Here is a 25,536-nt window from a genome sequence, read left to right on the forward strand (position 1 = left end):
GAGTGAAGATCGCTGTGCGAGACATTGCGGGACGAGCGCGGGCTGATGGCGGCGGAACTGCGCAATCCCACCGGCGATGACGCGCCGATGCTGGCTGCCTTCGGGCGACAGGCGTTCGACACCGCCTTCGGCCATCTCTACCAGCCGGAAGACATGGCCGCCTTCTTCGCCGAGGCGCGGAGCGAAGAGGTGTATCGCGCGGCGATCGCCGATCCGCTCACCCATCTTCGCCTGGCCTTCGTGGACGGCGAGCTGGCTGCCTATGCGCTGATGGTGCTCGGCAAGGGCCTGCCCGAACGCCCACCTCCGCAGCCGGCCCGGCCCGCTTTCCTGAGCCAGCTCTATTGCGGGATCGGCGCGACCGGCAAAGGCATCGGCGCGGCGCTGCTCGAGGAAGCGATCGCGCGGGCGCGGGAGTGGGGCGCCGATGCGCTGCAGCTATCCGTGTTCAGCGAGAACTTCGGCGCCCAGCGCTTCTATCAGCGCTACGGCTTTCGCCATGTCGCCGATATCGACTATTGGGTGGGCAATCACCGCGATGACGAGTTTCTCTACGAACTGCCGCTGGCTGGCGGCTAGTCCTCGTCGCGCGGGATCTGCGGCTCCGTCACCATGATCTCGCGCGCGGCATAGAGGTCATTCGCTTCCGACTGCTTCATCAACCGCTGCTTGTCGCGCGAGCGATAGCTGTCCACCGCCGATTCGATCTGCTGTTCGGACAGGCCGAGCCGGTCCAGCCCCAACCGCGCCATGCGAACGGCCGATTCGAACACTTCGCGCACCACGAATTCGGCCCCGCTGCCATACAGCGCCATCACGCTGCGCCGATCGAAGGCCCGCACATAGACATAGGCCTGCGGGAACGCATCCTTCACCGCCCGCACAAGATCGGCATCCACCTGATCGCGATCGATGCAGAACAGGATCAGCTGTGCCTCGCCCGCCCCGGCCTGCCGCAGCAGATCAAGGCGCGTACCGTCCCCGAAATAGACCTTGGCGCCGAATTCGCCGGCGGTGTCGATCATCTCCACGTCGCGGTCCACCAGCGTCACCGTGATGCCGCCCGCCATCAGCGTCTGCGCCACGGTCTGGCCGAAACGGCCATAGCCAACCACCAGCGCATTGGCGGTCTGCGCGCTCGGCTCCTCCCGCGTGCCGGCATCGGGCATGGGCTGGCGGCGGATGCGCGTGGTCGCCGCCATCAGGAACGGCGTGGTTGCCATGGACAGCGTCACCACCGCGCTGAATATGCTGGACGCGCTTTCGCTGATCAGCAGCGCATCGCGCGCCTGGGCGAACAGCACGAAGCCGAATTCGCCCCCCTGGCTCAGCAGCAGGCCCAGCGCCAGCGCCGCCCGCCAGCGCATCTTGAAGGCGAGGCCGATGCCCACGATCACCGCCACCTTCACCGCGATCAGCCCCGCCGCCATGCCGAACACGAACAGCGGCCGCTCTGCGATTGCGCCGAGATCGAGCATCATGCCCACGGCAAGGAAGAACATGCCGAGCAGGATGGAGCGGAAGGGTTCGACATCCGCCTCCAGCTCGTGGCGATAGGGGCTGTCGGCCAGCATTACGCCCGCGATGAAGGCGCCGAGCGCCGTGGAGAGGCCCAGCGCCTCCATCAGCGCGGCCGAGGCGGCGACGGTGAACAGCGCTGCGACGATGAACAGCTCCCGCTCCCCCAGTCCGCCGATGAGACCGAACAGGGGCCGGATCACGAAGCGGCCGGCGGCAATCAGCCCGGCCATGGCGGCCAGCGTCATCAGCGCCAGCACCCAGCCGGCCGGCCCGCCCGTGTCCGCCGGATTGCGGCTGAGCGCGGCGATGATCGTGATGAGCGGGATGATCGACAAATCCTGGAACAGCAGGACGGCGAAGGCCCGTTCGCCAAAGGGCGTCCGCAGGCGGCCGGCCGATTGCAGCATCGGCAGCACCTGCGCCGTGGAGGACAGCGCCAGCGGCAGCCCCAGCGCCAGTGCGGCGGCGGGTGTAAAGTCGGTGGACAGCCGAATCAGCGCAGTGATCGCGAGCCCGCACAGCGCCACCTGCAGCAGGCCGAGGCCGAAGATCTCCCGCTTCATGCGCCACAGCCGCGCCGGGTTCAGTTCCAGGCCCACGACGAACAGCAGCAGCACGATGCCCAGTTCGGCAAAGCTCAGTATGCCTTCCGCATCGCCCACCAGCCCGAGCACCTGCGGCCCGACCACGGCCCCGGCGACGAGATAGCCCAGGGTCGCGCCCAGTCCCATGCGGCGGAACAGCAGCACGAAGACGAGCGCCGCCGCGAGCATGATGAAGCCATCCATCAGCATATGGGCGCCGGCCGCGGTCTCCTTTGCTGCTTCGGCGCCGGCGGCAAGCATGTTCATAGGTATTTCCATCTGCGGAAGAGCAGCAGCATGCCCGCCGCCGCTGCCAGGCACAAGGCAGCAACTGCCCGGACGGTGCGAAGCGGCGCGGCGGGCCTGGCCGGCGCTGTCGCCCAGGGCGGGACGGGAGGCAATCCCCCGCGCGCGCCGCAATGCCTTTCACCCGTCACGCCAAGTGCCTATAGTAGGTGCCATGTCTTCCATACGACCCTGGCGCGATATCGAGCGCCGCAAGAGCCGGCAGATCATGGTCGGGACCGTGCCCGTGGGCGGTGACGCCCCGATCACGGTGCAGACCATGACCAACACGCCCACGTCCGATGCGCGCGCCACGATCGACCAGATCCGCCGCTGCGAGGAGGCGGGGGCGGACATCATCCGCGTCTCCTGCCCGGATGTGGAAAGCACCAAGGCCTTCCGCGAGATCGTTCGCGCGGCCCGCGTGCCGCTCGTCGCCGACATCCACTTCCACTATAAGCGCGCTCTCGAGGCCGCCGATGCCGGCGCGGCCTGCCTGCGCATCAATCCGGGCAATATCGGCAGCAGCGAACGCGTGGCCGAAGTAGTGCGCGCGGCCAAGGCCAACGGATGCGCCATCCGCATCGGCGTGAATGCCGGTTCGCTGGAACGTGACCTGCTGGAAAAATACGGCGAGCCTTGCCCGGAAGCGCTGGTGGAAAGCGCGCTGGATCATATCAAGCTGCTGCAGGATCACGACTTCCACGAATTCAAGGTGGCCGTGAAGGCGAGCGATGTGTTCCTTGCCGTGGCGGCCTATATGGGCCTGGCCGAAGCGGTGGATTGCCCGCTGCACCTGGGCATCACCGAAGCCGGCGGACTGATCGGCGGCACGGTGAAAAGCTCGATCGGCATCGGCAATCTGCTGTGGGCCGGCATCGGCGACACCATTCGCGTCTCGCTTTCGGCGGAGCCGGAGCAGGAGGTGCGGGTCGGCTTCGAGATCCTCAAGAGCCTCGGCCTGCGGACGCGCGGCGTTCGCGTCGTCTCCTGCCCGTCCTGCGCGCGGCAGGGATTCGACGTGATCCGCACCGTCACGGCGCTGGAAGAGCGGCTGCAGCACATCAAGACGCCGCTCTCGCTCTCCGTCCTCGGCTGCGTGGTCAACGGACCGGGCGAAGCGCGGGAGACCGACATCGGCATCACCGGCGGCGGCGCCGGCAAGCACATGGTCTATCTTTCGGGCGTGACCGACCACCACGTGCAGAGCGACCAGATGCTCGATCACATCGTCTCGCTGGTGGAGCGCAAGGCGGCGGAAATCGAAATGGGCATGACCGACGCCGGCAAGGCGGACGACGCACCGGCCGAAGCGGCGGAATAGCGGCGCATGGCCAGGCTTATCCGGCTCTTTCGCATCGGCCCGGTCGCCAGCGCCGAAGGTGCCCGGGCTCTCGGCGCCGGCGCCACGGGGGCGGTAGCGCTTGGCGCCTTCGCGCTCGGGGCCGTTGCCATGGGCGCCGTGGCGATCGGCGCGGTGGCTATCGGCCGCCTATCGATCGGGCGCCTGCATCTGCGCGAAGCGCGCATCGACCGCCTGCGGGTCGGCCGCCTGGAAGTGGACGAGCAGGAGTAAAGCCCCTGCGCCGGCGCTTTACCCCCGCTTAAACCCTCGCGCGCTAGTATACCGGCGTGACTGGCCGGCCTCTCATCCTGCTGATCTGCGCCGCTGCGCTGGCCGCGTGGTTTTACCCCGGCCGCCCGGAGACGATGACGGCAGGCGAGGCACCAGAGAAAGCTGTGCGGGCTTCCCAGATGAGCGGCGCCGAAGCTGGCTGGATGAGCGGTGAAACCGTGCTGCCACGCGCCCCCGATGGGCATTACTACGCGGATGTGACCGTCAACGGGGCGGAGTCGCGCATGCTGGTGGACACCGGCGCCAGCGTGATTGCGCTGACGGGCAACGATGCCGAAGCTGCGGGGCTCACCTGGAACGAAGCGGATATTCACCCGGTCGGACGCGGCGTCAACGGCATGGTTCTGGGCGTGCCGGTCACGCTCGATGCGGTGGAACTCGGTGGGCTGGAAGCGGACGGCGTGCAGGCGGTGATCGTTCCTGAAGGGCTGGACGTCTCGCTTCTCGGCCAGTCCTTCCTCAGCCGCGCAGGCAGCATCGAGATCACGGACGCTGGAATGGCGCTGGGAGGATGAACCGGGGGGTCTGTTCCGCGCACTCGGCCGGTCGCAGGTGCGGTGCACCCCGGCCGCTGGGCCAACGCGCGCTTAACCATCATCGGCTATACGCACCGGCATGAAGGTCGCGAGCATCCTCCCCTATCGCTGGCGCAGCCGGCGCGATGCTGCGCGCCATGCGGAAGCGATCGCCGCGATTCTGGAGACGCCGCCGATCCAGCCGCGCAAGGACGGGCTGGTGCTGTTCTCCATGATCGGCACAGCGGTGGTGCTGCCTTATCTGGTGGCGCTGAAGAGCCTGTGGCACGAACTGCGCCGCGGGCGGGTGGCCCTGCTCGACGACGGCACGCTGACGGCGCAGGACCGGGCGATCCTGGCGCATCATTGCGGCGATCCGGAACTGCTACGATTGGCGGACGTCCGCGTGGAAGGCTTTCCCACCGGGGGCTGCTGGGAACGGCTGCTGACCATCCTCGACCGGCGCGGAGGCGAATACTGGCTGCAGCTCGATAGCGACACGGTGACGCTCGGCCCTGTGCCGGAAGTGGCGCAGGCAATTGCGATGAACCGCAGCTTCACCCTGCTGGGCGATGGCGACGCGGAACACGGCGTGGAACCGCTCGGCGATTTTGCCCGCCGGGTCTATCCCCAGGGGCCGCAGGGCGGCCACATCCAGACGGTGATGGAAAGCCGGCTGGGTCTGATGGCGCCGGGGCGGGACTGGCGCTATGTGCGGGGCTGCGCTGGCTTTGCGGGCTTTGCCGCCGGGGGCCCGGGGCGCGGACTGGCGGCGGCCTTCATCCGCCTGCTCAGCCCCACGCTGGAGAAGGGCGGCCAGCTGGCGGACTGGGGCAGCGAGCAGGTGGCGTCCAACTTCATCATCGCCAACGAGCCGGCGCCGGTGCTGCTGCCCTATGACCGGTATCTCAACTATTGGGGCCAGCCCATGGCTGACGACGCGGCCTTCGTGCATTTCATCGGCACGCACCGCCACACGGGCGGCACCTATGCCGAAACCTCCCGCCGCGCCATCGACCGGCTGCTCCAGGGATGAGCCGGATTGCTCGCCACCGTTAAGGCTCCGGCTAGACAGGCCGTGCTATATGAAGGCATGAGTTCCGGCATGAACAGGCGCAATTTCATCGGGACCGCGGTCGCGGCGGCGGGGGCGCTGGCATTGCCTGCGCGGCTCTTCGCCCAGCCGGTGACCAGCGATCTGCGCGCGCGCCGCGTTCTGGAGGTCGCCCGCCGCGAGGTGGAACGCGCAGGCAGCGCACTATGGCGCCGCGACATCGCTGCCATTGCCGATTTCGGCGTGCATTCGGGCATACCGCGCTTCCATTTCGCCAATCTCGAAGACGGGAGCGTGCGCAGCTTCCTCGTCGCCCACGGCCTCGGCTCCGATCCCGAACACGATGGCTGGCTCAACGGCTTTTCCAATGTGGTCGGCTCCAACGCCACCAGCCGCGGCGCCTTCATCACCTGGGAATGGTACAAGGGCCGCTATGGCACGTCGATCCGCCTGGGCGGGCTCGATCCGGCGAACTCCAACGCGCTGGAACGCGCGATCGTGATGCATTCCGCCGATTACGCCACGCAGGCGCATGTGGATCGCTGGGGCCGCCTCGGCCGCTCCAACGGCTGCTTCGCCATGGGGCCGGAGGATTTCCGCGAGGCGCTTTGGCACCTGTCCGGCGGGCGCCTGCTCTATGCTGACCGGCTCGGCATCGGCGAGAACGGCAAGCAGGTCGCCGGCCCGCCGCAGAAGCCGATCGGCCCGCAGACGGAGCCGGATTCGGCGGACGCCTGATCCGCCGCCCCGATCAAGCCTGAGGCAACACCTTCAGGTCTGCAAATCGTCCACGATCTCCACCACCTTCTCGCTCGTCACCCGCGCGCGATCCGCCACGCGCGGCGCCTTCAGGCTTGCCAGCACGGGCGCGTCGCGGCCGTAGATGTCGGGATAGGCGGCCATGTTGCCATCGAGGTCGCCGCCCATGGTGAAATAGGTGATGTAGACCGGCATGGTCTTCACCACCGGCACGCGGGTGTATTCGCCAGAGCGGGAAATCTCCACCGCCTCTTCCTTCGTGGCGCCCTGCCCCAGGATGGCGATGGTCATCGCCAGCTCCAGCGCCCGCTCGGTACGGATGCAGCCATGGCTCAGCGCCCGGTCGTCATTGTCGAACAGCGCCTTGGCCGGCGTGTCGTGCAGGAAGATCGCATGCGGGTTCGGCATGTCGAGCTTCATCTGGCCGAGCGAATTGGTCGGCCCCGGCTGCTGCACCACGCCGATATAGCCATTGGCACCCTTCACCGCCTTGTAGCCCTGCCGCTTCGCCCAGGCGGGATTGTTCAGCACCTTGGTGCCAAGCCCTTCGCCCTTCACGATGGATTGCGGCACCGTCCAGGTGGGGTTGAAGATCACCCCCTCCACCGTTTCGGCAAGCTGCGGGGTGGCGGTGCGGCCGGGCTTGCCAACGATCGTCTTGTAGGTCCGCACGATGTTGTTGTTCACCACCAGCCGCAGCTGATATTCGGGCACATTGGTGATCAGATACTGCCCGCCCAGATCGCGGGCGAGCCAGCGCCAGCGATCCATGTTGGCGCGGATCAGGGCGCGGCGTGCGGCATCACTCTTGCGGGTCTCGGCCAACGCCGTGCGCAGCGCGTCATAATCGGGATGGGTTGGATCGAGCGAGGCCAGCGTGCCTGCCACATCGCCGCTGCGCAGCGCCTGCTCCATCAGCTTGCCGGTGGGAAGCAGATCGGGATCGGGATCGACCACGAACCACTGGGTGCGCGCGGACATGGGCGTCCGCCCATCGCGCAGATCCTCCACCAGCCAGGAGAACACCTGGCTCGCCAGCGCATCCAGTTCGGGCCCTTCACCCAGCTGGACCGCCGCCTGCAGCGCCCCGGGACGATAATCGGCGGGGTCGAGCCCTTCGGCGCCGATCGCATTCACCGCGTCGAGCAGCGCCTGCGCCCGGTCAGCCGGCCAGTGCATCACCTGCGGATAGAGTGGCACGGGAACGGTGGGCACATCCTGCAGCACCGGACGCGAGACGACCTCCACGGCATCGCGTTCAAGCACCGACTCCGGCTGCAGGTCCTGCCCCGCCGCAGGTGCGGAGAGCAGGGCGGCGCCTGCGAGGAGGGAAGTCTGCGAAATTTTCATCAATGAAATTGCCCTGTAAGCCTTGCTTGCGGCACCGCGCTGCGATCGCCTGTATGCCCTGAGCCGGCCTTTATCCGGCAAGGGGGCTTTCTCCCGGCTGAATCGCGACGCAATGCCTCCATTGCCGAATCAACCCCGGGCACTAGAGCGCGTTCCGTGGAACGTCATCGTCACATTTTTCCTTTCGTCGCAACGATCGCGGGCGTGGCGCTCTATTCGTTGATGGACGCGCTGATGAAGGAAAGCACGCTGGCGGTCGGCGCCTACAGCGCCCTGCTGCTGCGCAGTGCAATCAGCTTCGCCCTGATCGGCCCGGCGTGGCGCCTGACCCGCAAGAGCAGGCCGAGCGCGCGGACGATGCGGCTTCATTGGCTGCGCGGCGCGGTGCTGACCGCGATGGCCTTCACCTTCTTCTGGGGCATCGCGCGGCTGCCGCTGGCCGAAGCCATCGCCCTGGCCTTCACCGCGCCGCTGATCGCGCTCTATCTCGCTGCCTGGATGCTGGGGGAGACGGTGAGCCGCCGCGCCCGTATCGCCTCGCTGCTGGGCCTTGCCGGCGTGGTGGTAATCGGCGCCGGGCGCATGCGCATGCCCGCCGCCGATCCGGAGGCACTGTGGGGCGCAGCCTCCGTGCTGCTGTCCTCCATCCTTTATGCGTGGAACCTGGTGCTACAGCGCCAGCAGGCGCTCCTCGCCAAGCCGGGGGAAGTCGCCACCTGGCAGAACGGCGTGATGCTGGTGCTGCTGATCGGCTTCGCCCCGATTGCCCTGCACCTGCCGGATGGTCCCGCGCTGCTGCACATTGCCGGAGCCAGCCTGCTGTCTCTGGCGGCCGCAATGCTGTTCGCATGGGCCTATGCCCGGGCGGAAGCGCAGGCGCTGGTGCCGCTGGAATATTCCGGCTTTCTGTGGGCCGCGCTGTTCGGCTGGCTGTTCTTCAGCGAGGGCGTGGGCTGGCCGGTGCTGACGGGGGCGGTGCTGATCGTGATCGCCTGCTGGATCGCCGCCCCGCGCAAGCGGCCCGAGCCTGCGGCCGTCTAGCTTTCGGGCACCTTCGCCGCCGGCCTTTCGGCGGCGCTGCCGAGGCCGGAGGATTGCCACACCAGTCCCAGAGCCGCGCCGGTAAAGGCCGCCGCCACCAGCGCCAGCGCCATCAACCAGACGTTGAGCGGTTCGCGCCGCTTCCTGGGTCCGCCAATCGCCATATGCCGCCCTCACCTTGCATTCAGTTGCCGAAACCAGCCGCCGCAGGCCGCGGTTGCCGTTTGCAGCCTTGACGTTGCGCCTGCTAGCGCGCAACTGCCAAGCCAAATTTCCGGCCTCCTGCCGCGCCTGTGGAGCCGGATCAGCATCAGGAAGGATCTCGCCCGTATGACTCAGGTCGGCAAGGACACTCTCGGCACGCGCAGCACGATGCAGGTAGGCGGCAAAAGCTACGCCTATTACTCGTTCCGCAAAGCGGCGGAAAAGATCGGCGATATCTCTCGCCTGCCCTTTTCGATGAAGGTTCTGCTGGAGAACCTGCTGCGCTTCGAAGATGCCGGCTTCACCGTTTCCACCGACCATATCCAGGCCCTGGCGGACTGGCAGAAGAACCCCGTCACGGGCAATGAAATCCAGTATCGCCCCGCGCGCGTGTTGATGCAGGATTTCACCGGCGTTCCCTGCGTGGTCGATCTGGCCGCCATGCGCGATGCGATCGCGAAGCTGGGCGGCGATACGTCCAAGATCAACCCGCTGGTGCCGGTGCATCTGGTGATCGACCATTCGGTGATGGTGGACGAATTCGGCCATCCCAAGGCGTTCGAGAAGAATGTGGAGTTGGAGTATCAGCGCAACTTCGAACGCTACGACTTCCTCAAGTGGGGCTCCAAGAGCCTGGCGAATTTCAAGGCCGTGCCTCCGGGCACCGGCATCTGCCATCAGGTGAATCTGGAACACATCGCCCAATGCGTGTGGACCAGCGAGGATGAGAGCGGCGAAACCATCGCCTATCCCGATACCTGTGTGGGCACCGACAGCCACACCACCATGGTCAATGGCCTGGGCGTGCTGGGCTGGGGCGTCGGCGGGATCGAGGCGGAAGCGGCCATGCTGGGCCAGCCGGTTTCCATGCTGATCCCCGAAGTGGTGGGCTTCAAGTTCACCGGCCAGTTGCAGGAAGGCGTGACCGCCACCGACCTGGTGCTGACCTGCACCCAGATGCTGCGCGCCAAGGGCGTGGTCGGCCGCTTCGTGGAATATTTCGGCCCCGGCCTCTCCACGCTGAGCCTCGCCGATCGTGCCACGCTGGCCAATATGGCGCCTGAATATGGCGCCACCTGCGGCTTCTTCGGCATTGACGACAAGACGCTGGAATATCTGCGGCTCACCGGCCGCGCGGAAGACCAGATCGCGCTGGTCGAAGCCTATGCCAAGGAACAGGGCTTCTGGCTCGATCCCGCCGCGCCGGAGCCGGTGTTCACCAGCACGCTGGAACTGGATCTCGCCAGTGTCGTCCCCTCGCTCGCCGGCCCCAAGCGCCCGCAGGACAAGGTGGTGCTGCCGCAGGTGGACGAGCTGTTCAACAAGGATCTCAAGGACGTCTATCACAAGGATGCGCCGCAGCGCGTGCCGGTGGATACGGCCGGCCACGACATCGGCGATGGCGACGTGGTGATCGCAGCCATCACCAGCTGCACCAATACGTCCAACCCCGATGTGCTGATCGCCGCCGGCCTCGTCGCCAAGAAGGCCAACGAACGCGGCATGAAGCCCAAGCCCTGGGTGAAGACCAGCCTCGCGCCCGGATCGCAGGTGGTGACCGACTATCTCAAGAAGGCCGGGCTGCAGGATCACCTCGACGCGATCGGCTTCGATCTCGTGGGCTACGGCTGCACCACCTGCATCGGCAATTCCGGCCCGCTGGCCCCGCCGATCAGCGCCGCGATCAACGGCAATGACATCGTGGCGGCCAGCGTCCTTTCCGGCAACCGCAACTTCGAAGGCCGCGTCTCCCCCGATGTGCGGGCGAACTTCCTCGCCAGCCCGCCGCTGGTGGTCGCCTATGCGCTGAAGGGCACGGTCACCACCGACATGATCGACACCCCGATCGGGCAGGACAAGGACGGGGCCGACGTGTTCCTGAAGGACCTCTGGCCGACCAATGACGAGGTGGCCCAGATCCGCTCCGGTTCGATCGACCGCCAGATGTTCGAAACGCGCTATGCCGATGTCTACAAGGGCGACGAGCACTGGCAGGCGATCGATGTGGTCGGTTCCGACACCTATCAGTGGCGCGCGGGCAGCACCTATATCGCCAACCCGCCCTATTTCGACGGCATGGGCATGACGCCCGCACCGCTGACGGACATCGTGGCCGCGAAGCCGCTGGCTATCCTGGGCGATTCGGTGACGACGGACCACATCAGCCCGGCCGGCTCGATCAAGGAAGACAGCCCCGGCGGGCGCTACCTGCTCGACCACCAGGTGGCGAAGCCGGACTTCAATTCCTACGGCTCGCGCCGCGGCAATCACGAGGTGATGATGCGCGGCACCTTCGCCAATATCCGCATCCGCAACGAGATGGTGCCGGGCGTGGAAGGCGGCATGACCACCTACAAGGGTGAGGTCATGGCTATCTATGATGCGGCGATGAAGCATCAAGCCGACGGCACGCCGCTGGTCGTGGTGGCCGGCAAGGAATATGGCACCGGCTCCAGCCGCGACTGGGCGGCCAAGGGCACCAATCTGCTCGGCGTGCGTGCGGTGATCGTGGAGAGCTTCGAGCGTATCCACCGCTCCAACCTCGTCGGCATGGGCGTGCTGCCGCTGCAGTTCACCGGCACCGACACGCGCGAGACGCTGGGCCTGACCGGCGAAGACAGCTTCACCATCCACGGCCTCGCCACGCTGACGCCGGGCCAGGATGTGGAAGTGAGCGTGACGCGCCCCAATGGGGAGAGCTTCACCTTCACCGCCAAGTGCCGCATCGATACGGCGAACGAGATGGAATATTACCGCAACGGCGGCATCCTGCAGTATGTGCTGAGGAAGCTCGCCGCCTGAGGCCAAGGCCTTGCGCATCGGATGAAGGAAAGGCCCCGCTCGGCGGGGCCTTTTTTATGCACCAACGAAGAAGGGCGGCCGCTGCCGGCCGCCCTCCGCCCCCCGTCAGGAAGTCGGGTCGCGCCCTCAGGCCGCCTGTCGCTCCGCGCTGCCCTTGCGGCGGCGGCGGGCGAAAGCGACCAGGGCGCCGGCGCCGAACAGGATCGTCATCGGCGGCGCGGGAACCTGCGTGCCGGAGGACGAGCCCGAACTGCCCGAAGAACTCGACGAGGAGGAGGAAGACGAGGAGCTGGAGCTCGAGCTGCTGCTGGAGGACGACGAGCTCGTGCTGGTGGTCATATTGCCGGAGCTGCTGGACGAGCTGGAACCGGAGGACGAGCTGCTCGAGCTGGACGACCCGCTGCTGCCTGAGCTGCCGTGATGCCCGCCGCTGGAGCCATGGTGCCAACCGCTTGAACCATGGTGCCCGCCGCTCGATCCGTGATGCCCGCCGGAGCCGCCCGAGGAGGACGAACTGGAGCTCGACGAGCTTGAGGACGAACTGCTCGAGGAAGAGGATGACGAGGAGGACGAGGTGGTCGTGCTCGTCACATTGCCCGACGTGGTGGTGGTGCTCACGCCGCCGGTGGACGTGCTGACGCCGCCGGTGCTGGTGCTTACCCCGCCGGTCGACGTGCTCACGCCACCCGTGCTGGTGCTCACACCGCCGGTGCTCGTGCTAACCCCGCCCGTCGAGGTGCTGACCCCGCCCGTGGTGGTGGAGGTGGAGCTGCCGCCGCTGGAATTGTGGTTGCTGTTATCGATGTCGATGTCGATCGGCGGTGCGCCGCCGGTGGTGGTCGTGGTGCTGACCTCCACGCTGCCGCCGCCCCCGCCGCCGCCGAAGAACCCGCCGAAGAATCCCCCGCCGAAGCCGCCACCGCCGCCCCAGCCGCCCGATCCGCCGAGCAGCACCGGCGCGCTGCCGCCCGTTCCGCCGGTCACCACAGGGGCCGGGGGCGGGAGCTGCGGCAGGGGCAGCGGCACGGGCACCATGGCATATTCTTCCACGGGCGGCTCCGGCTTCTCGATCAGGCGCCGCGCCGGCTTGGGCTTGGGCTGGGCCACGCGCCGTTCCTTCACATAGCGGATCGGCTGCGCCTTTTCGCCCTTCACGGACTTGTAAGCGGCCTGGGCGATCTGCGGTTCGGCGACATGCACCGCGCCGCCGCCCACCAGCGCCCCACCTGCCGCCGCGGCGGACAATTTCGCAAGGGCCGTACGTACCGACATGAGCAATCTCTCTATGCGTGCTGGCCACGCCGGCCGGCCCCGATGGCCCCCCGACATTGCCCGTTGCTGCCACCAACACGCGCGATTGCCCTTTCTGCAATCGTCTTGACCGCCTTTTCCCTGTCCCAAAGGCGGAATCCGCACCTGTGAAGCACGTCCGAAACAAGATTGTCCCGAAGTGGAACCGTTAAAATGCCATTAGCGAATATTCGCCCTACTTTCCCGGGTCGAACAAGCCGGTCTGCGAACCCGTGGGCGGGGCCAGGCCGAGATGCCGCCAGCCGGAGTCGTTGAGGCAGCGCCCGCGCGCGGTGCGGGCGATCAGCCCGAGCTGGATCAGATAGGGCTCGATCACTTCTTCCACCGTGTCGCGCGGCTCCGAAAGCCCCGCCGCCAGCGTCTCAACCCCCACCGGGCCGCCCTTGTAGATATCGGCGATCATGGTGAGATAGCGCCGGTCCATGGCATCGAGGCCGAGCGAATCCACTTCCAGCCGGGTGAGCGCGGCATCGGCGATTTCCGCGGTAACCGTGCCGTTGCCCGCCACATGGGCGAAATCGCGCACCCGCCGCAGCAAGCGCCCGGCCACGCGCGGCGTACCGCGCGAACGGCGGGCGATCTCGCGCGCCCCGCCCGGCTCCACCGCCAGCCCCAGCAGCCGCGCCCCGCGCGCCACCACCTGCTGCAGCTCCGCCTCCGTATAGAAGTTCAGCCGCACCGGAATGCCGAAGCGATCGCGCAGCGGCGTGGTCAGCAGCCCCTGCCGCGTGGTCGCCCCCACCAGCGTAAAGGGCGGCAGGTCGATCCGCACGCTGCGCGCCGATGGCCCTTCCCCGATGATGAGATCGAGCGCGCGATCCTCCATCGCCGGATACAGCACTTCCTCCACCACGGGATTGAGCCGGTGAATCTCGTCGATGAACAGCACGTCATGGGGTTCGAGATTGGTCAGCAGCGCGGCGAGATCGCCCGCCTTGGCGATCACCGGCCCGCTGGTGGCGCGAAAGCCCACGCCCAGTTCCTTGGCCACGATCTGCGCCAGAGTGGTCTTGCCGAGGCCGGGCGGGCCGAAGAACAGCACATGGTCCATCGCCTCCCCGCGCCCGCGCGCCGCCTCGATGAACACGCGCAGATTCTCCCGCGCCGCAGCCTGCCCGACGAATTCGCCAAGCGACTTGGGCCGCAACGCCGCGTCCGGGTCTTCCGGCTGGCGGTGGGGGGAATGGAGGGGTTCGCTGTCGCTCATGCGGCGGGGCCGTAGCACGCGGGGGACGAAAGCCGAGGGGGCATTCGGCCCTGCTCCGCTTCGTCACCCTGAACTTGTTTCAGGGTCCATCCTCCGGCAGGCGCGGAGCCATGCCGATCGAGCGCAACCCCTGCGTCTATATCCTTGCCAGCGAACCCTTCGGCACGCTCTACATCGGCGTCACCTCCGATCTGCCGAAGCGCCTGTGGCAACATCGCGAGGGCACGGTGCCGGGCTTCACATCGCGATATGGCGTCCAGCGGCTGGTGCGTTACGAGCTCTTCGGCACGATGGAACTGGCCATCGCGCGCGAGAAGCAATTGAAGCGCTGGCATCGCGAGTGGAAGATCAACCTGATCCAGAGCGAGAATCCCGACTGGCATGACCTGGCGCCGGGCCTTGGCCTGCCCCCGCTTGCTCCGCGCACGAGGCGGAATGGACCCTGAAACAAGTTCAGGGTGACGATTCCGATTAGGTGGCCGCCTCACTTCACCGTCACCCTGAACTCGTTTCAGGGTCCATCCTTCGGTCAGCTCAGGGAGTGCAAACCGCGCCATCACCCCGCCGCCCTCTTCAGCGCCACGCGGACCAGATCGTTCAGCCCCGCGCCTTCGCCCAGCTCGCCCTGCGCGGCGGCGACGGCAGCGGCAGCCACTGCCGGCTTGAAGCCGAGATTCTGCAGGGCGGAGACGGCATCGGCATCCGCGCCACCTGCCGGCATGCGGGGCACCGCGCCGCCGGTGCCGCCGCCGGGCAGCGCGCCCGCCTTGTCCTTCAATTCGTTGACGATGCGCCCGGCCAGCTTCGGCCCGACGCCCTGCGCGCGGGCGACGGTGGCGGCATCCTGCGCGGCGCAGGCATCGCGCAATTCGCCGGGGCTCAGCGCGGAAAGGATCGCCAGCGCCACCTTGCTACCCACGCCCTGCACCTGGGTGAGCAGGCGGAACCAGTCCCGCTCCGCACCATCGGCAAAGCCCAGCAGGCGCATGTCGTTCTCGCTCACCTGCAGATCGGTGTAGAGGGTGCAGGCCGCGCCCACATCGCCCAGCGCGGCGAGCGTCTTGGACGAGCAGTGGACCAGATAGCCCACGCCCGAAACATCGATCACCGCCCAGTCCAGGCCGGTTTCGTCAAGCACGCCCTTGAGCTTCGCGATCATGTTCTGTTCCTGCCCGCCCCGCGCCGATTTGGCCAGAGGCAATCGCGGCTTATCCCGAACCGCGATGGCCCGGAAGCCCGCGGAAAGCCTGGGCTGGAACACGCTGGAACAAGGTTCATGGCAGAAAAATCCATGCGGCCGGAATCGCGCACTCGAAGGGGCGGACGGAGCAGGATCGTGGCGCGGGGGCATGGCCGCATTATGGCTGGTGGCGCGGGCGGTAGGAAAGGCCGCCGCCGCGGCGATATGGACAGACGCCGCGGCTTGCGCCATGCGCCGGGGCCATGAGCGTCAACACATTCGGCCGCGTGCTGCGTTTCACCACCTGGGGCGAGAGCCATGGCCCCGCGCTGGGCGCAGTGGTGGATGGCTGCCCCCCGGGGCTGGAGATCAGCGAAGCGGCGATCCAGCCCTTCCTCGATGCGCGGCGACCGGGGACGAGCAAGTTCACCACCCAGCGGCGCGAGCCCGATGCGGTGCGCATCCTGTCCGGCACCTTCGAAGGCAGAACCACCGGCACGCCGATCAGCCTGATGATCGAGAACACCGATCAGCGATCGAAGGATTATTCGGAGGTCGCGCAAGCCTATCGCCCCGGCCATGCGGACTATGCCTATGACGCGAAATACGGCTTCCGCGATTATCGCGGCGGCGGCCGCTCCAGCGCGCGGGAAACCGCGGCGCGCGTGGCGGCGGGCGCGGTGGCGCGGCTGGTGATCCCGGAGGTTTCGATCACCGCCTATGTCAGCGAAATCGGCGGCGATGCGATAGACCGCACAGCCTTCGACCCGGCGGAAATCGCCCGCAACCCGTTCTTCTGCCCCGATCCCGCCGCGGCGGAACGCTGGGCGGCGCTGGTGGACGAGGCGCGGCTGGCCGGCAGTTCGCTGGGCGCGGTGGTGGAATGCGTGGCCACCGGCGTTCCGGCCGGCTGGGGCGCCCCCGTCTATGGCAAGCTGGATGCCGATCTGGCCGCCGCGATGATGGGCATCAACGCGGTGAAGGCGGTGGAGATCGGCGATGGTTTCGCCGCCGCACGGCTGCGGGGCGAGGAAAATGCCGATCCCATGCATCCGGGCGCGAACGGCCCCGAGTTTTCCGCCAACCACGCGGGCGGCATCGCCGGCGGCATCGCCACGGGCCAGCCGGTGGTGGTGCGGGTGGGCTTCAAGCCGACCAGTTCCATCCTGATCCCGCAGGACACGATCACGCGCGACGGGCAGGCGACGCAGCTTGCCACCAAGGGGCGGCACGATCCCTGCGTGGGCATCCGCGGCGCGCCGGTGGTGGAAGCGATGATGGCGCTGGTGCTGGCCGACCACAAGCTGCTGCACCGCGCGCAATGCGGGTGATGGCATAGCGCGAGCTACGCGCCCGCCGCGCTGGCGGGGGTGTGTGGCTCGATAGTGTGAAGTTGTGCGAGCCGCCCTGGATCCCCGCCTTCGCGGGGATGACGAAGTGAGGGGCGGATGACGAGGTGAGGGGCGGCGGTGCGGAGGTGAGGAACTGCCCTCGGCGGCCTCATTCCCGCCCGCAGAGGCCCTCCCCGTGTTCGTCATTCCCGCGAAGGCGGGAATCCAATGGAGCAACCGCCCTTTCCGCCCTTCCCCGCTCGTCCTGAGCCTGTCGAAGGACGCGCTCTTGGCTAGCGGCGGCGCGGGGCCTTCGACAAGCTCAGGCTGAGCGGATGTGGTGGGCGTTCGGGCGGTGAGGGTGCCGCCCCCATCCCTCTACCCCATCCCCCCGGCAGCACCCCATCAATGATCGTTGATTTCGATCAATTCGCTGTGATTGATTTATTCTATCATCACCATCGAGACTCCTCACTGGCAGGAATCGACCCTCTCACCTATCTCCACTGCGGAATGTTCCACCCCAGCAGAGAGGGATTTTACGCATGGGTATCATCGGCAGCACGATCAAACCGTTCAAGGCCACCGCTTTCCAGACCGGCAAGGACTTCTTCGACGTCACCGAGAAGGATCTCGAGGGCAAGTGGACCGTCTTCTTCTTCTATCCGGCCGACTTCACCTTCGTCTGCCCGACCGAGCTCGAAGATCTCGGCAAGCAGTACGACACGCTGAAGGGCATGGGCGTGGAAGTCTATGGCGTGTCCACCGACACGCATTTCAGCCACAAGGCCTGGCACGACACCTCCGAGAAGATCGGCAAGATCCAGTATGCCTTCCTGGGTGACCAGCTGCACACGCTGTCGAAGAACTTCGGCGTGCTGCGCGAGGAAATGGGCCTGGCCGACCGCGCGACCTTCGTGATCGATCCCGATGGCGTGATCCAGATCATGGAAATCACCTGCGAAGGCGTGGGCCGCAATGCCACCGAGCTGGTGCGCAAGATCAAGGCCGCGCAGTATGTGCGCAACCACCCCGGCCAGGTCTGCCCGGCCGCGTGGGAGGAAGACAGCGACACGCTGACTCCCTCGCTGGAACTCGTCGGCAAGATCTGACGCTTGTCCCGGCCCGCTGCCTTCGGGCGCGGGCCACCGGCCCGGGGCGTCCCTCCCCCCTCCGCCCCGGGCCACACCTTTCACTCCAGAGGATTATCGCAATGCTCGACGCCACTATGACGCAACAGCTCAAGACCTATCTCGGCAATCTGCGCGAGCCGATCGAGCTCGTCGCCTCGCTTGGCGACGATGCGAAGTCCGCCCAGACGCGCGAGCTGCTGGAAGAGATCGCCGCACTGAGCGACAAGGTTTCCGCCAGTTTCGACGGTGACAACGATCGCCGGCCCAGCTTCGTCATCCGCCGCGCATCCGACGCGGAAAAGTGGGTGCGCTTCGCCGGCCTGCCCATGGGGCACGAATTCACCAGCCTGGTGCTGGCCCTGCTGTGGGCCGGCGGCCATCCGCCCAAGGTGGAGCAGGACGTGCTGGACCAGATCGCCGCGCTGGAAGGCGACTATAATTTCGAGATGTATTTCTCGCTCAGCTGCCACAACTGCCCCGACGTGGTGCAGGCGCTGACGCTGATGGCGCTCAACAATTCGCGCATCACGGCCACGCTGATCGAAGGCGGCGCCTTCCAGAGCGAGGTGGAAGCGCGCAACGTGCTGGCCGTGCCCGCCACCTTCCTCAATGGCGAGATGTTCGCCAGCGGGAAGATGGGCGTGGAGGAAATCATCGCCAAGCTGGACGGCAATGCCCATGCCCGGGCGGCGGCCAAGCTGGCGGAGAAGGCCCCGTTCGAGGTTCTGGTGGTCGGCGGCGGGCCGGCCGGCGCCTCGGCCGCGATCTACACCGCGCGCAAGGGCTTCCGCACCGGCGTGGCGGCGGAGCGGTTCGGCGGGCAGGTGCTCGATACCATGGGAATCGAGAACTTCATTTCCGTGCCTTACACCGAAGGCCCGAAGCTCGCCGCCGCGCTGGAAGCGCATGTGGCCGAATATGACATCGACGTGATGAACCTGCAGAAGGCGGAGAAGCTGATCCCGGCTTCGGCGCCGGGCGGCCTGCACGAAGTGGTGTTCGAAAACGGCGCCTCGCTGAAAGCGCGGTCCCTCGTGCTCTCCACCGGTGCACGCTGGCGCAACCTGGGCGTGCCGGGCGAGTTCGAATATCGCAACCGCGGCGTCGCCTATTGCCCGCATTGCGACGGCCCGCTGTTCAAGGGCAAGCGCGTGGCGGTGATCGGCGGCGGCAATTCCGGCGTCGAAGCGGCGATCGACCTTGCAAACATCGTCGGCCATGTGACGCTGGTGGAATTCGACAGCAAGCTGCGCGCCGACCAGGTGCTGCAGGACAAGCTGCGCAGCCTCAAGAACGTCGACATCCTCGTCTCCGCCCAGACCACCGAGGTGACGGGCGACGGCGAGCGGGTGAACGGCCTCGTCTACAAGAACCGCGAGACGGGTGAGGAGCGCAAGGTGGAGCTGGAGGGCGTGTTCGTCCAGATCGGCCTGGTGCCCAACACCGAATGGCTCAAGGATTCCGGCGTGGAGCTGACCCGCTTCGGCGAGATCGCGGTGGACGGCAAGGCGGCCACCAATCTGCCCGGCGTGTTCGCGGCGGGCGATTGCACCACCGTGCCTTACAAGCAGATCATCATCGCCATGGGCGAAGGCTCCAAGGCGGCGCTGTCCGCCTTCGATTACCTGATCCGCAACGAGGCGGTGGAAGAGATCGCGCAGGCGGCCTGACAGGTGCAGGCGGGGGGCGTCATGTCCCCCGCCCGGCCGCGCCCCCCGCCCACCGCGGGTGGATTGACGGTTTCATTGGCAATCAAATCCTGCTTGAAGGGCCGGGCTGCCGGCTTCCCGCGGGAAGCGGCCCCAGACCAGCCGCCCCTTTCTTCCTCCGGGCGCGGCACGGACCCGTGACAGGAGACCACCCTTGCCCAAATCGACCCTGCTGATCGCATCGGCCCTCGGCGCCCTGGCGCTCGGCGGCTGCACCACCGCCAGCGAAGGAGCCACCGGAATGGCCAGCGCCTCCTCCACCCCGCCGGCGGATGTGCCGCCCGCCACCGGTGTGTTCGCCGCACGCTCCACCCTGCCGTTCCACGCGCCCGATTTCAGCCGCATCGCCGCGGAGGATTTCGGCCCCGGCTTCGAGCAGGGGATGCGCATCCAGCAGGCCGAATGGGACGCGATCGCCGCCAATCCCGAGCCGCCGAGCTTCTCCAACACGATCGTGGCGCTGGAACGCTCCGGCCGCATGCTCTCTCGCGTGGGCACCGCCTTCAACGTGCTGACCGGCTCCGTCACCAATGACGCGCTGGATGCGATCGACAGCAAATATTCCCCGCAGCTCGCCGCCCATCGCGACGCGCTGTTCCTCAACGATGCGATCTTCGCCCGGGTGAAGGCGGTGTATGACAACCGCGCCGCGATGAGCATGACGCCCGAAGACGCGAAGCTGCTGGAGGAAACCTACAAGAACTTTGTCCACGCCGGCGCCCAGCTTTCGCCCGAGGCCAAGGCCCAGCTGCGCGAGATCAACACGCGCCTGTCGGCGCTCAGCACCAGCTTTTCGCAGCAGCTGACCGAAGCGACCAAGGAAGGCGCGCTGGTGGTGGACAGCCGCGAGGCGCTGGCCGGGCTGAGCGAGGCGGAGATTGCCGCCGCCGCCAAGGCCGCGCGCGAACGCGGGCTGGAGGGCAAGTTCGTGCTGCCCCTGCAGAACACCACGCAGCAGCCGCTGCTCGCCTCGCTCGACAATCGCGCAACGCGCAAGGCGCTGTATGAGGCGAGCTGGAACCGCGCCCTGTCCGGCGCCAACGACACGCGCCCGCTGGTGAAGGAAATGGCTGCCCTGCGTGCGCGCAAGGCAGCCCTCTTCGGCGATCCCGATTTCGCCGAATATCAGATGTATGACAGCATGGCCGAAAAGCCCGAAGTGGCAATCAAGTTCATGCAGGGCCTCGCCGGCCCCACCGCCGCGACGCAGGAAAAGGAAGCGGCGCGCATCAACGCCCTCATCAAGGCCGAAGGCGGCAATTTCACCGTGCAGCCGTGGGATTGGGATTACTACGCCGCCAAGGTGCGCCAGGCGGATTACGATTACGACGAAAACCAGCTGAAGCAGTATTTCCAGGTCGATCGCGTGCTGGAAGACGGCGTGTTCTTCGCCGCCAACAAGCTCTACGGGCTGACCTTCAAGAAGCGTACCGACATCCCCGTGTGGGACAAGACGGTGTCGGTCTATACCGTCTATGACAAGGATGGGTCGGAGCTGGCACTGTTCTATTTCGATCCCTACGCCCGCGACAACAAGCAGGGCGGCGCGTGGATGTCGAACCTGGTCGATCAGTCGCGCCTGTTCGATGAAAAGCCGGTGATCTACAACGTGCTGAACATCCCGCCGCCGGCCGAGGGCGCGCCGGCGCTGGTGAGCTTCGACAATGTCGAGACCATGTTCCACGAATTCGGCCATGCGCTGCACGGCATGTTCGCCGATCAGCAATATCCCTCGCTCTCCGGCACGGCAGTGGCACGCGATTTCGTGGAATTCCCCTCGCAGGCGAACGAGAAATGGGCGGTGGAGCCCAGCGTCCTCGCCAATTACGCCAAGCACTACCAGACGGGTGAGCCGATTCCGGCCGCGCTGCTGAAGAAGGTGCAGGCGGCGCAGACCTTTAACCAGGGCTATGCGCTGGGCGAAACGCTGGCCGCGGCCATGCTGGACATGCGCTGGCACGATCTGCCCGAAGGCCAGACGCCCACCGATGTCACCGGGTTCGAAGCGCAGGCGCTGGCGGGCACCGGCCTCCACACCGATATCGTGCCGCCGCGCTATCGCACCAGCTATTTCCGCCATATCTGGGCCAGCGGCTATGCCGCGGGCTATTATGCCTATCTGTGGACCGAAATGCTTGCCGCCGACACGGGCGAATGGTTCGAGGCCAATGGCGGCCTGACCCGCGCCAATGGCGACAAGTTCCGGCAGGTCATCCTCTCGCGCGGGGGCACGCTGGACTATAATGACGCGTTCCGCGAGCTGACCGGGCAGGACCCGCAGGTCGCCCCGCTGCTGCGCAAGCGTGGGATGCTGCCTGCGGGGCAGTAAGCGGGCAATGATGGAAGGGGGGGGAGCGTGGCCGCCCCCGCCTTCTCCCACCCCGCTCATGCTGAGCCTGTCGAAGCATGCGTACCAACCCCTCCCCCGCCGCAAACCTCGAGCACGTCCTTCGACAGGCTCAGGACGAGCGGGGGATGAAATAGGTTGAGGAGGGTGCTGCTCCGCCCCCTTCGTCATCCCCGCGCAGGCGGGGATCCAGGGCGGTTATCGCCGGCGTCCCAATGGATTCCCGCCTTCGCGGGAATGACGACGTGAGTGAAATACCGGGGCAATGACGAGGTAAGTGGCCGCTGAAGATCACGGCGGGAGCGCACCTTCCCCCCACACCCGGTCATGCTGAGCCTGTCGAAGCATGCGCGCTACGCCGCGCGCTTCAGCACCAGATAGAGTGCGCCCTCGCCGCCGTGGCGGCGGTGGGCCTTGCGGATGGCGGCAATGTTCGACGCGTGGGGCCCGGCAGCCAGCCAGTCGAGGATCTGCGCGCGGATCGCGCCGCGGCGCTCGCTGCGGTCGGCCGAGTCCATCGGACGCGGGCGGCCGGTCACCACCAGCACCAGCCGCGCGCCCATCGCCCTCGCCTGCGCAAGCCCCATGTCCAGCCGGCGATGCGCCGCTTCCAGCGTGTGGCCGTGGAGGTCGAGCGTGAAATCGGGATCGAGCGCGGCGCGGTTCAGCCGCCGGTCCCAATGCGAATCGAGCCCGGGCGATGGCGGCGGGGAGGGCAGTGGCGGGACGACGCGCGGCGCGGGCACCCGCCCCTTCGGCGCGCGCTTTGCCACGGGCGCAGCGGCGACGGGCGTGGGCGGCGGAGCGGGCGGGGCCGGCGGTGCGGTGCGGCGGCCCTTCAGCGGCGTGACGCTTTGCGCCACCCGCGCCCACAAGGCCGCTTCCTCGGCGCTGAGCCCGCGGGGCGGCTTCACCGCGTGCCCAGCCGGGCCAGCGTTCCTTTCGGCAGCAGCAGCAGCGCCGTGCCCCGCCCGCTCATGCCCCCGGCGATGCGGCGTGCATCCTCGCCCGCGCCCCAGAAGCTGTCGAATCGGTTCGGCCCCTTGATCGCACCGCCGGTGTCCTGTGCGATCCACACCCCATCGAGTTCGGGCCGGTCGGCCGTGAGATAGACCGGCGCGCCCAGCGGCACGAATCGCGGATCGGCCGCCACGGAGCTGCCCGGCCGCACCGGAACCTCCAGCGCGCCCAGCGGGCCGTCACCGGTGAGCACGCGGAAGAACACCCAGCTTTCGTTCTCGCGCATCAGCGCGCGCCCTTCCGCCGGATGTTCGCGGATATATTGCATAATGCCTTGCATGGAGCCGGCATATTGCCCCGGCCCATCGCCGATCAGCCCGCGCTCGCGCATCACGCCGCCGATGCCGGTGTAGGCCCGGCCGTTCTGCCCGGCGTAGCCGATGCGGATCACTTCCCCCTCGGGCGTGCGGAGGCGGCCGGAGCCCTGCACCTGCAGGAAGAAGAACTCCACCGGGTCCGCCACCCAGGCGATTTCCAGCCCGCGCCCCGCCAGTGCGCCGTCCTCTATCTCGGCGCGGGTATAGTAAGGGATGAAATTGCCGCTTTCATCGAAGCGCCCCAGCGGCGGATTGCCGGTGCGCTCGGCCTCCGGCACCGACTGCGGCCAGGCCCGCACCAGATCGCCCGGCAGGCCATAGACGGGCACTTCGAAGCCCGGCCGCCGATCACGCGAGCCGGCGATCTCCGGTTCGAAATAGCCGGTCACGAAGCTGCGGCCGTCGCCCACGCGGGCGGCTTCGAACCAGGTTTCGAAGAAGCGCGGGGCATCGGCGACGGGCCATGTCGCGGCCGCCGTGCAGGCCGGGCGCCAGTCTTCCCCGGTGGTCAGCCCGCTGGCATCGGTGCGGCGCAGAAGCCGGGGGCAGCTTTCGATGAAGGAGGCCAAGGCATCCCGTGCATCATCCGGGGCAAAGCGTAACTCGCGGATCGCCGGGCCGGGATAAACACCCGCCTCGCGCGCCGTGGAGGGTGCAGGCGCTTCCGGCTGTTCGATTCGCGGGACCAGCGGCCCGCAGGCCGCGATCAGGCAGAGACTCGCCAGGACTGCGAGGGCGCGCGGCAGGCCCTGCCAGCCGGGCTGCTGCCCCGGCACCCGCCCGTGCACGGATCAGTCTTCGTCGGTTTCGTCGAGGATCCAGTCCGGCGCGCTGCTGCCGACATCGCGCGAGAAGGTCCAGATGTCGCGGCTTTCGATCGCGTCATTCAGCGAACCGGCGATGACCGTGCCATCCTTGTCGCGGGTGACGGCGGCGATATCGGCCAGGAAGCGCACGGAAATGCGCGCGGTGCGGCCATCCATGCCGGCAGCCTGCAGCGTCGCGTCCTCGATCCGGACCAGCCGGTTGTCGAGCGTCTCGCCGGCGGCCACGCGAGCATCGATCGCATCCGCAAAGCTTTGATAAACATCGGAATCACACAGCTGGCGCAGCGTTTCCTTGTCCCCCGACCAGAAGGCTTCGAGGATCATCGCATAGGCCGACTTGGCGCCTTCAAGGAACGGCAGCAGGTCGAACCGGCGGTCGGCCGTGGCGATTTCACGCAGGCCCTGCTCCACCGCCGGCGGGAAGCCGGCCATGTCGCGGCTGGGCCGCAGCGGTTCGGGCAGCGGCGCCGGAGTGGCGCGCGGCGTGCTGCCACCTTCGCTGCGTTCGAAGCGCGTCGGCACCGGCTCTTCCTCATGCTCCGCCCTGCGCCCGAGGACGGAATAGAGCCTCAAGCCCAGGAAGGCTGCGATCATGGCCAGGATGACGATTTCGATGATCACGTGTTTGTCCCGATTTCTGCCCGCACTTCATATCCCGCGAAGGGTTCACAGCGGATGAATATCTATCGTGCCCCAAATAGGGTGCGATTTCAAATGAACAACGCGCGAAGCCACGCGGCGCTCCTTTGTCCCCCCAAGCTTTCGGCGCAGCGTTGCGGGGCGGCCATGCCGGTGCTAGGCGCGCGGGCCTGTGCAACCGGGCGCCCGCCGCCCGCCTGATCCGAGAGAATGAACATGGCCGAACAGGGCGACGTCCTCAGCAATCTCGGCGCCGATGGCGCCGCCAAGGGCAATGGTGCCGATACCCAGCCGGTGGCCGGCCTGCTGTCGCAATATGTGAAGGACCTCTCGGTCGAGAACCCGAAGGCGCCGGAAAGCTTCCAGTGGACCGAGCAGCCGCAGCTGGACGTGCAGTTCAACATCAGCGCGCGCACCATCAATGACGAGCTGTCCGAGGTGGAGCTGAAGATCACCGCCAATGCGCGCACCAGCCAGGGCACGACGTATATCGTCGAACTGACCTATGCCGGCGTGCTGGGCATGCGCAACATGCCCGAAGACCAGAAGCACGCCTTCACCTTCGCCGAAGCGCCGCGCATCCTGTTCCCCTTCGCGCGCCGCGTGATCGCCGATGCGGTGCGCGATGCGGGCTTTGCCCCGCTGCTGCTCGATCCCATCGATTTCAACGGGCTGTATGTGCAGCAGCTGCAGCAGCGCCAGGCGGACGAGGCAGCAATGGCCACCCCGGCGGGCGAGGCCTGATCGCCAGCGGCGGCTGAGGT

Annotated in this window: 23 protein-coding genes; 14 read left to right on the plus strand and 9 right to left on the minus strand. The window is 67.4% G+C overall.

Features of this window, described 5'->3' with window-relative positions; all coding sequences use genetic code 11:
- The first annotated feature begins 45 nt into the window (after window positions 1-45).
- Window positions 46-579: a GNAT family N-acetyltransferase gene (locus AEB_RS17880; protein WP_119084333.1), complete on the plus strand. Its 534-nt coding sequence runs from the start codon at window positions 46-48 to the stop codon at window positions 577-579.
- On the opposite strand, the gene AEB_RS17885 is transcribed toward AEB_RS17880, so the two are convergent.
- Window positions 576-2,372, minus strand: coding sequence for a cation:proton antiporter domain-containing protein (locus tag AEB_RS17885; protein WP_231958820.1), 1,797 nt, complete (start codon window positions 2,370-2,372; stop codon window positions 576-578). The genes AEB_RS17880 and AEB_RS17885 overlap by 4 nt on opposite strands.
- Before the next feature lie 193 nt (window positions 2,373-2,565).
- On the opposite strand from AEB_RS17885, the gene ispG reads away from it, so the two are divergent.
- From ispG to AEB_RS17910, 5 genes are all read left to right on the plus strand, one after another.
- Entirely contained in the window at window positions 2,566-3,714 is a 1,149-nt protein-coding gene (gene ispG, locus AEB_RS17890; protein ID WP_119084334.1) for a flavodoxin-dependent (E)-4-hydroxy-3-methylbut-2-enyl-diphosphate synthase, read from the plus strand.
- 6 nt (window positions 3,715-3,720) lie between these two features.
- The gene (locus tag AEB_RS17895) at window positions 3,721-3,966 is read left to right on the plus strand and encodes a hypothetical protein (RefSeq protein ID WP_119084335.1); all 246 of its coding nucleotides are present in this window, start codon (window positions 3,721-3,723) and stop codon (window positions 3,964-3,966) included.
- 56 nt (window positions 3,967-4,022) lie between these two features.
- Complete coding sequence (locus tag AEB_RS17900) at window positions 4,023-4,541, plus strand: retropepsin-like aspartic protease family protein (protein ID WP_231958821.1); 519 nt, start codon at window positions 4,023-4,025, stop codon at window positions 4,539-4,541.
- 100 nt (window positions 4,542-4,641) lie between these two features.
- Window positions 4,642-5,577: a hypothetical protein gene (locus AEB_RS17905; protein WP_119084336.1), complete on the plus strand. Its 936-nt coding sequence runs from the start codon at window positions 4,642-4,644 to the stop codon at window positions 5,575-5,577.
- Between the two features lie 69 nt (window positions 5,578-5,646).
- Window positions 5,647-6,333, plus strand: a complete 687-nt coding sequence (locus tag AEB_RS17910; protein WP_119084763.1) for a murein L,D-transpeptidase catalytic domain-containing protein — start codon at window positions 5,647-5,649, stop codon at window positions 6,331-6,333.
- Window positions 6,334-6,366: 33 nt separating this feature from the next.
- On the opposite strand, the gene AEB_RS17915 is transcribed toward AEB_RS17910, so the two are convergent.
- On the minus strand, window positions 6,367-7,704 hold the full coding sequence (locus AEB_RS17915; protein ID WP_119084337.1) for a L,D-transpeptidase family protein: 1,338 nt from the start codon (window positions 7,702-7,704) through the stop codon (window positions 6,367-6,369).
- Between the two features lie 156 nt (window positions 7,705-7,860).
- Here AEB_RS17915 and AEB_RS17920 point away from each other — a divergent pair, with 156 nt between their 5' ends.
- Window positions 7,861-8,745 carry a DMT family transporter gene (locus AEB_RS17920; protein ID WP_119084338.1) on the plus strand — a complete coding sequence of 295 codons (885 nt, stop codon included), beginning with the start codon at window positions 7,861-7,863 and terminating at the stop codon, window positions 8,743-8,745.
- Here AEB_RS17920 and AEB_RS18260 read toward each other — a convergent pair.
- A complete protein-coding gene (locus AEB_RS18260) occupies window positions 8,742-8,909 on the minus strand; it encodes a hypothetical protein (RefSeq protein WP_172593161.1) in 168 nt (55 codons plus the stop codon). The two genes, AEB_RS17920 and AEB_RS18260, sit on opposite strands and share 4 nt — an antisense overlap.
- A 166-nt stretch (window positions 8,910-9,075) precedes the next feature.
- Here AEB_RS18260 and acnA point away from each other — a divergent pair, with 166 nt between their 5' ends.
- Window positions 9,076-11,751, plus strand: coding sequence for an aconitate hydratase AcnA (gene acnA / locus AEB_RS17925; RefSeq protein ID WP_119084339.1), 2,676 nt, complete (start codon window positions 9,076-9,078; stop codon window positions 11,749-11,751).
- A 126-nt stretch (window positions 11,752-11,877) separates the two neighbouring features.
- Here acnA and AEB_RS17930 read toward each other — a convergent pair whose 3' ends face one another.
- Window positions 11,878-13,023: a PEP-CTERM sorting domain-containing protein gene (locus AEB_RS17930; protein ID WP_119084340.1), complete on the minus strand. Its 1,146-nt coding sequence runs from the start codon at window positions 13,021-13,023 to the stop codon at window positions 11,878-11,880.
- Between the two features lie 214 nt (window positions 13,024-13,237).
- The gene (gene ruvB, locus AEB_RS17935) at window positions 13,238-14,269 is read right to left on the minus strand and encodes a Holliday junction branch migration DNA helicase RuvB (RefSeq protein WP_119084341.1); all 1,032 of its coding nucleotides are present in this window, start codon (window positions 14,267-14,269) and stop codon (window positions 13,238-13,240) included.
- A 110-nt stretch (window positions 14,270-14,379) separates the two neighbouring features.
- Between ruvB and AEB_RS17940 the strand changes: the two genes are divergently transcribed.
- Window positions 14,380-14,715 carry a GIY-YIG nuclease family protein gene (locus tag AEB_RS17940; protein ID WP_119084342.1) on the plus strand — a complete coding sequence of 112 codons (336 nt, stop codon included), beginning with the start codon at window positions 14,380-14,382 and terminating at the stop codon, window positions 14,713-14,715.
- 110 nt (window positions 14,716-14,825) lie between these two features.
- Here the strand turns inward: AEB_RS17940 and ruvA are convergent, their stop codons facing one another.
- Window positions 14,826-15,428: a Holliday junction branch migration protein RuvA gene (ruvA, locus tag AEB_RS17945; protein ID WP_119084764.1), complete on the minus strand. Its 603-nt coding sequence runs from the start codon at window positions 15,426-15,428 to the stop codon at window positions 14,826-14,828.
- A gap of 284 nt (window positions 15,429-15,712) precedes the next feature.
- On the opposite strand from ruvA, the gene aroC reads away from it, so the two are divergent.
- The 4 genes from aroC to AEB_RS17965 all read left to right on the plus strand — a co-directional run bounded on the left by aroC (window position 15,713) and on the right by AEB_RS17965 (window position 21,951).
- Entirely contained in the window at window positions 15,713-16,780 is a 1,068-nt protein-coding gene (aroC, locus tag AEB_RS17950) for a chorismate synthase (RefSeq protein WP_119084343.1), read from the plus strand.
- Window positions 16,781-17,325: 545 nt separating this feature from the next.
- Window positions 17,326-17,892, plus strand: a complete 567-nt coding sequence (ahpC, locus tag AEB_RS17955) for an alkyl hydroperoxide reductase subunit C (protein ID WP_119084344.1) — start codon at window positions 17,326-17,328, stop codon at window positions 17,890-17,892.
- A gap of 101 nt (window positions 17,893-17,993) precedes the next feature.
- The gene (gene ahpF, locus AEB_RS17960) at window positions 17,994-19,583 is read left to right on the plus strand and encodes an alkyl hydroperoxide reductase subunit F (protein WP_119084345.1); all 1,590 of its coding nucleotides are present in this window, start codon (window positions 17,994-17,996) and stop codon (window positions 19,581-19,583) included.
- 193 nt (window positions 19,584-19,776) lie between these two features.
- Window positions 19,777-21,951, plus strand: a complete 2,175-nt coding sequence (locus AEB_RS17965; RefSeq protein WP_197714457.1) for a M3 family metallopeptidase — start codon at window positions 19,777-19,779, stop codon at window positions 21,949-21,951.
- 371 nt (window positions 21,952-22,322) lie between these two features.
- Here AEB_RS17965 and AEB_RS17970 read toward each other — a convergent pair whose 3' ends face one another.
- The 3 genes from AEB_RS17970 to AEB_RS17980 are packed head-to-tail and all read right to left on the minus strand — an operon-like array spanning window position 22,323 to window position 24,754.
- Window positions 22,323-22,883 carry a Smr/MutS family protein gene (locus AEB_RS17970; RefSeq protein WP_119084346.1) on the minus strand — a complete coding sequence of 187 codons (561 nt, stop codon included), beginning with the start codon at window positions 22,881-22,883 and terminating at the stop codon, window positions 22,323-22,325.
- Window positions 22,880-24,094, minus strand: coding sequence for a murein transglycosylase A (mltA, locus tag AEB_RS17975; protein WP_231958822.1), 1,215 nt, complete (start codon window positions 24,092-24,094; stop codon window positions 22,880-22,882). Before mltA ends, AEB_RS17970 begins: the two co-directional genes overlap by 4 nt.
- A gap of 3 nt (window positions 24,095-24,097) precedes the next feature.
- Window positions 24,098-24,754: a Tim44/TimA family putative adaptor protein gene (locus AEB_RS17980; protein ID WP_119084347.1), complete on the minus strand. Its 657-nt coding sequence runs from the start codon at window positions 24,752-24,754 to the stop codon at window positions 24,098-24,100.
- A 234-nt stretch (window positions 24,755-24,988) separates the two neighbouring features.
- Between AEB_RS17980 and secB the strand changes: the two genes are divergently transcribed.
- Window positions 24,989-25,516 (plus strand): protein-export chaperone SecB, encoded by a 528-nt coding sequence (secB, locus tag AEB_RS17985; RefSeq protein WP_119084767.1) that lies wholly within the window; start codon window positions 24,989-24,991, stop codon window positions 25,514-25,516.
- Window positions 25,517-25,536: the final 20 nt, after the last annotated feature.

This window comes from Altererythrobacter sp. B11, assembly GCF_003569745.1.
In the GTDB taxonomy this organism is placed as follows: domain Bacteria; phylum Pseudomonadota; class Alphaproteobacteria; order Sphingomonadales; family Sphingomonadaceae; genus Croceibacterium_C.

Excerpts from the sequence above, each read along its gene's own strand:
- AEB_RS17880 (WP_119084333.1), top strand. The coding sequence starts at position 46 with ATGGCGGCGGAACTGCGCAATCCCACCGGCGATGACGCGCCGATGCTG.
- AEB_RS17885 (WP_231958820.1), bottom strand. The coding sequence starts at position 2,372 with ATGAACATGCTTGCCGCCGGCGCCGAAGCAGCAAAGGAGACCGCGGCC.
- ispG (WP_119084334.1), top strand. The coding sequence starts at position 2,566 with ATGTCTTCCATACGACCCTGGCGCGATATCGAGCGCCGCAAGAGCCGG.
- AEB_RS17895 (WP_119084335.1), top strand. The coding sequence starts at position 3,721 with ATGGCCAGGCTTATCCGGCTCTTTCGCATCGGCCCGGTCGCCAGCGCC.
- AEB_RS17905 (WP_119084336.1), top strand. The coding sequence starts at position 4,642 with ATGAAGGTCGCGAGCATCCTCCCCTATCGCTGGCGCAGCCGGCGCGAT.
- AEB_RS17910 (WP_119084763.1), top strand. The coding sequence starts at position 5,647 with ATGAACAGGCGCAATTTCATCGGGACCGCGGTCGCGGCGGCGGGGGCG.
- AEB_RS17915 (WP_119084337.1), bottom strand. The coding sequence starts at position 7,704 with ATGAAAATTTCGCAGACTTCCCTCCTCGCAGGCGCCGCCCTGCTCTCC.
- AEB_RS18260 (WP_172593161.1), bottom strand. The coding sequence starts at position 8,909 with ATGGCGATTGGCGGACCCAGGAAGCGGCGCGAACCGCTCAACGTCTGG.
- acnA (WP_119084339.1), top strand. The coding sequence starts at position 9,076 with ATGACTCAGGTCGGCAAGGACACTCTCGGCACGCGCAGCACGATGCAG.
- AEB_RS17930 (WP_119084340.1), bottom strand. The coding sequence starts at position 13,023 with ATGTCGGTACGTACGGCCCTTGCGAAATTGTCCGCCGCGGCGGCAGGT.
- ruvB (WP_119084341.1), bottom strand. The coding sequence starts at position 14,269 with ATGAGCGACAGCGAACCCCTCCATTCCCCCCACCGCCAGCCGGAAGAC.
- AEB_RS17940 (WP_119084342.1), top strand. The coding sequence starts at position 14,380 with ATGCCGATCGAGCGCAACCCCTGCGTCTATATCCTTGCCAGCGAACCC.
- ruvA (WP_119084764.1), bottom strand. The coding sequence starts at position 15,428 with ATGATCGCGAAGCTCAAGGGCGTGCTTGACGAAACCGGCCTGGACTGG.
- aroC (WP_119084343.1), top strand. The coding sequence starts at position 15,713 with ATGAGCGTCAACACATTCGGCCGCGTGCTGCGTTTCACCACCTGGGGC.
- ahpC (WP_119084344.1), top strand. The coding sequence starts at position 17,326 with ATGGGTATCATCGGCAGCACGATCAAACCGTTCAAGGCCACCGCTTTC.
- ahpF (WP_119084345.1), top strand. The coding sequence starts at position 17,994 with ATGCTCGACGCCACTATGACGCAACAGCTCAAGACCTATCTCGGCAAT.
- secB (WP_119084767.1), top strand. The coding sequence starts at position 24,989 with ATGGCCGAACAGGGCGACGTCCTCAGCAATCTCGGCGCCGATGGCGCC.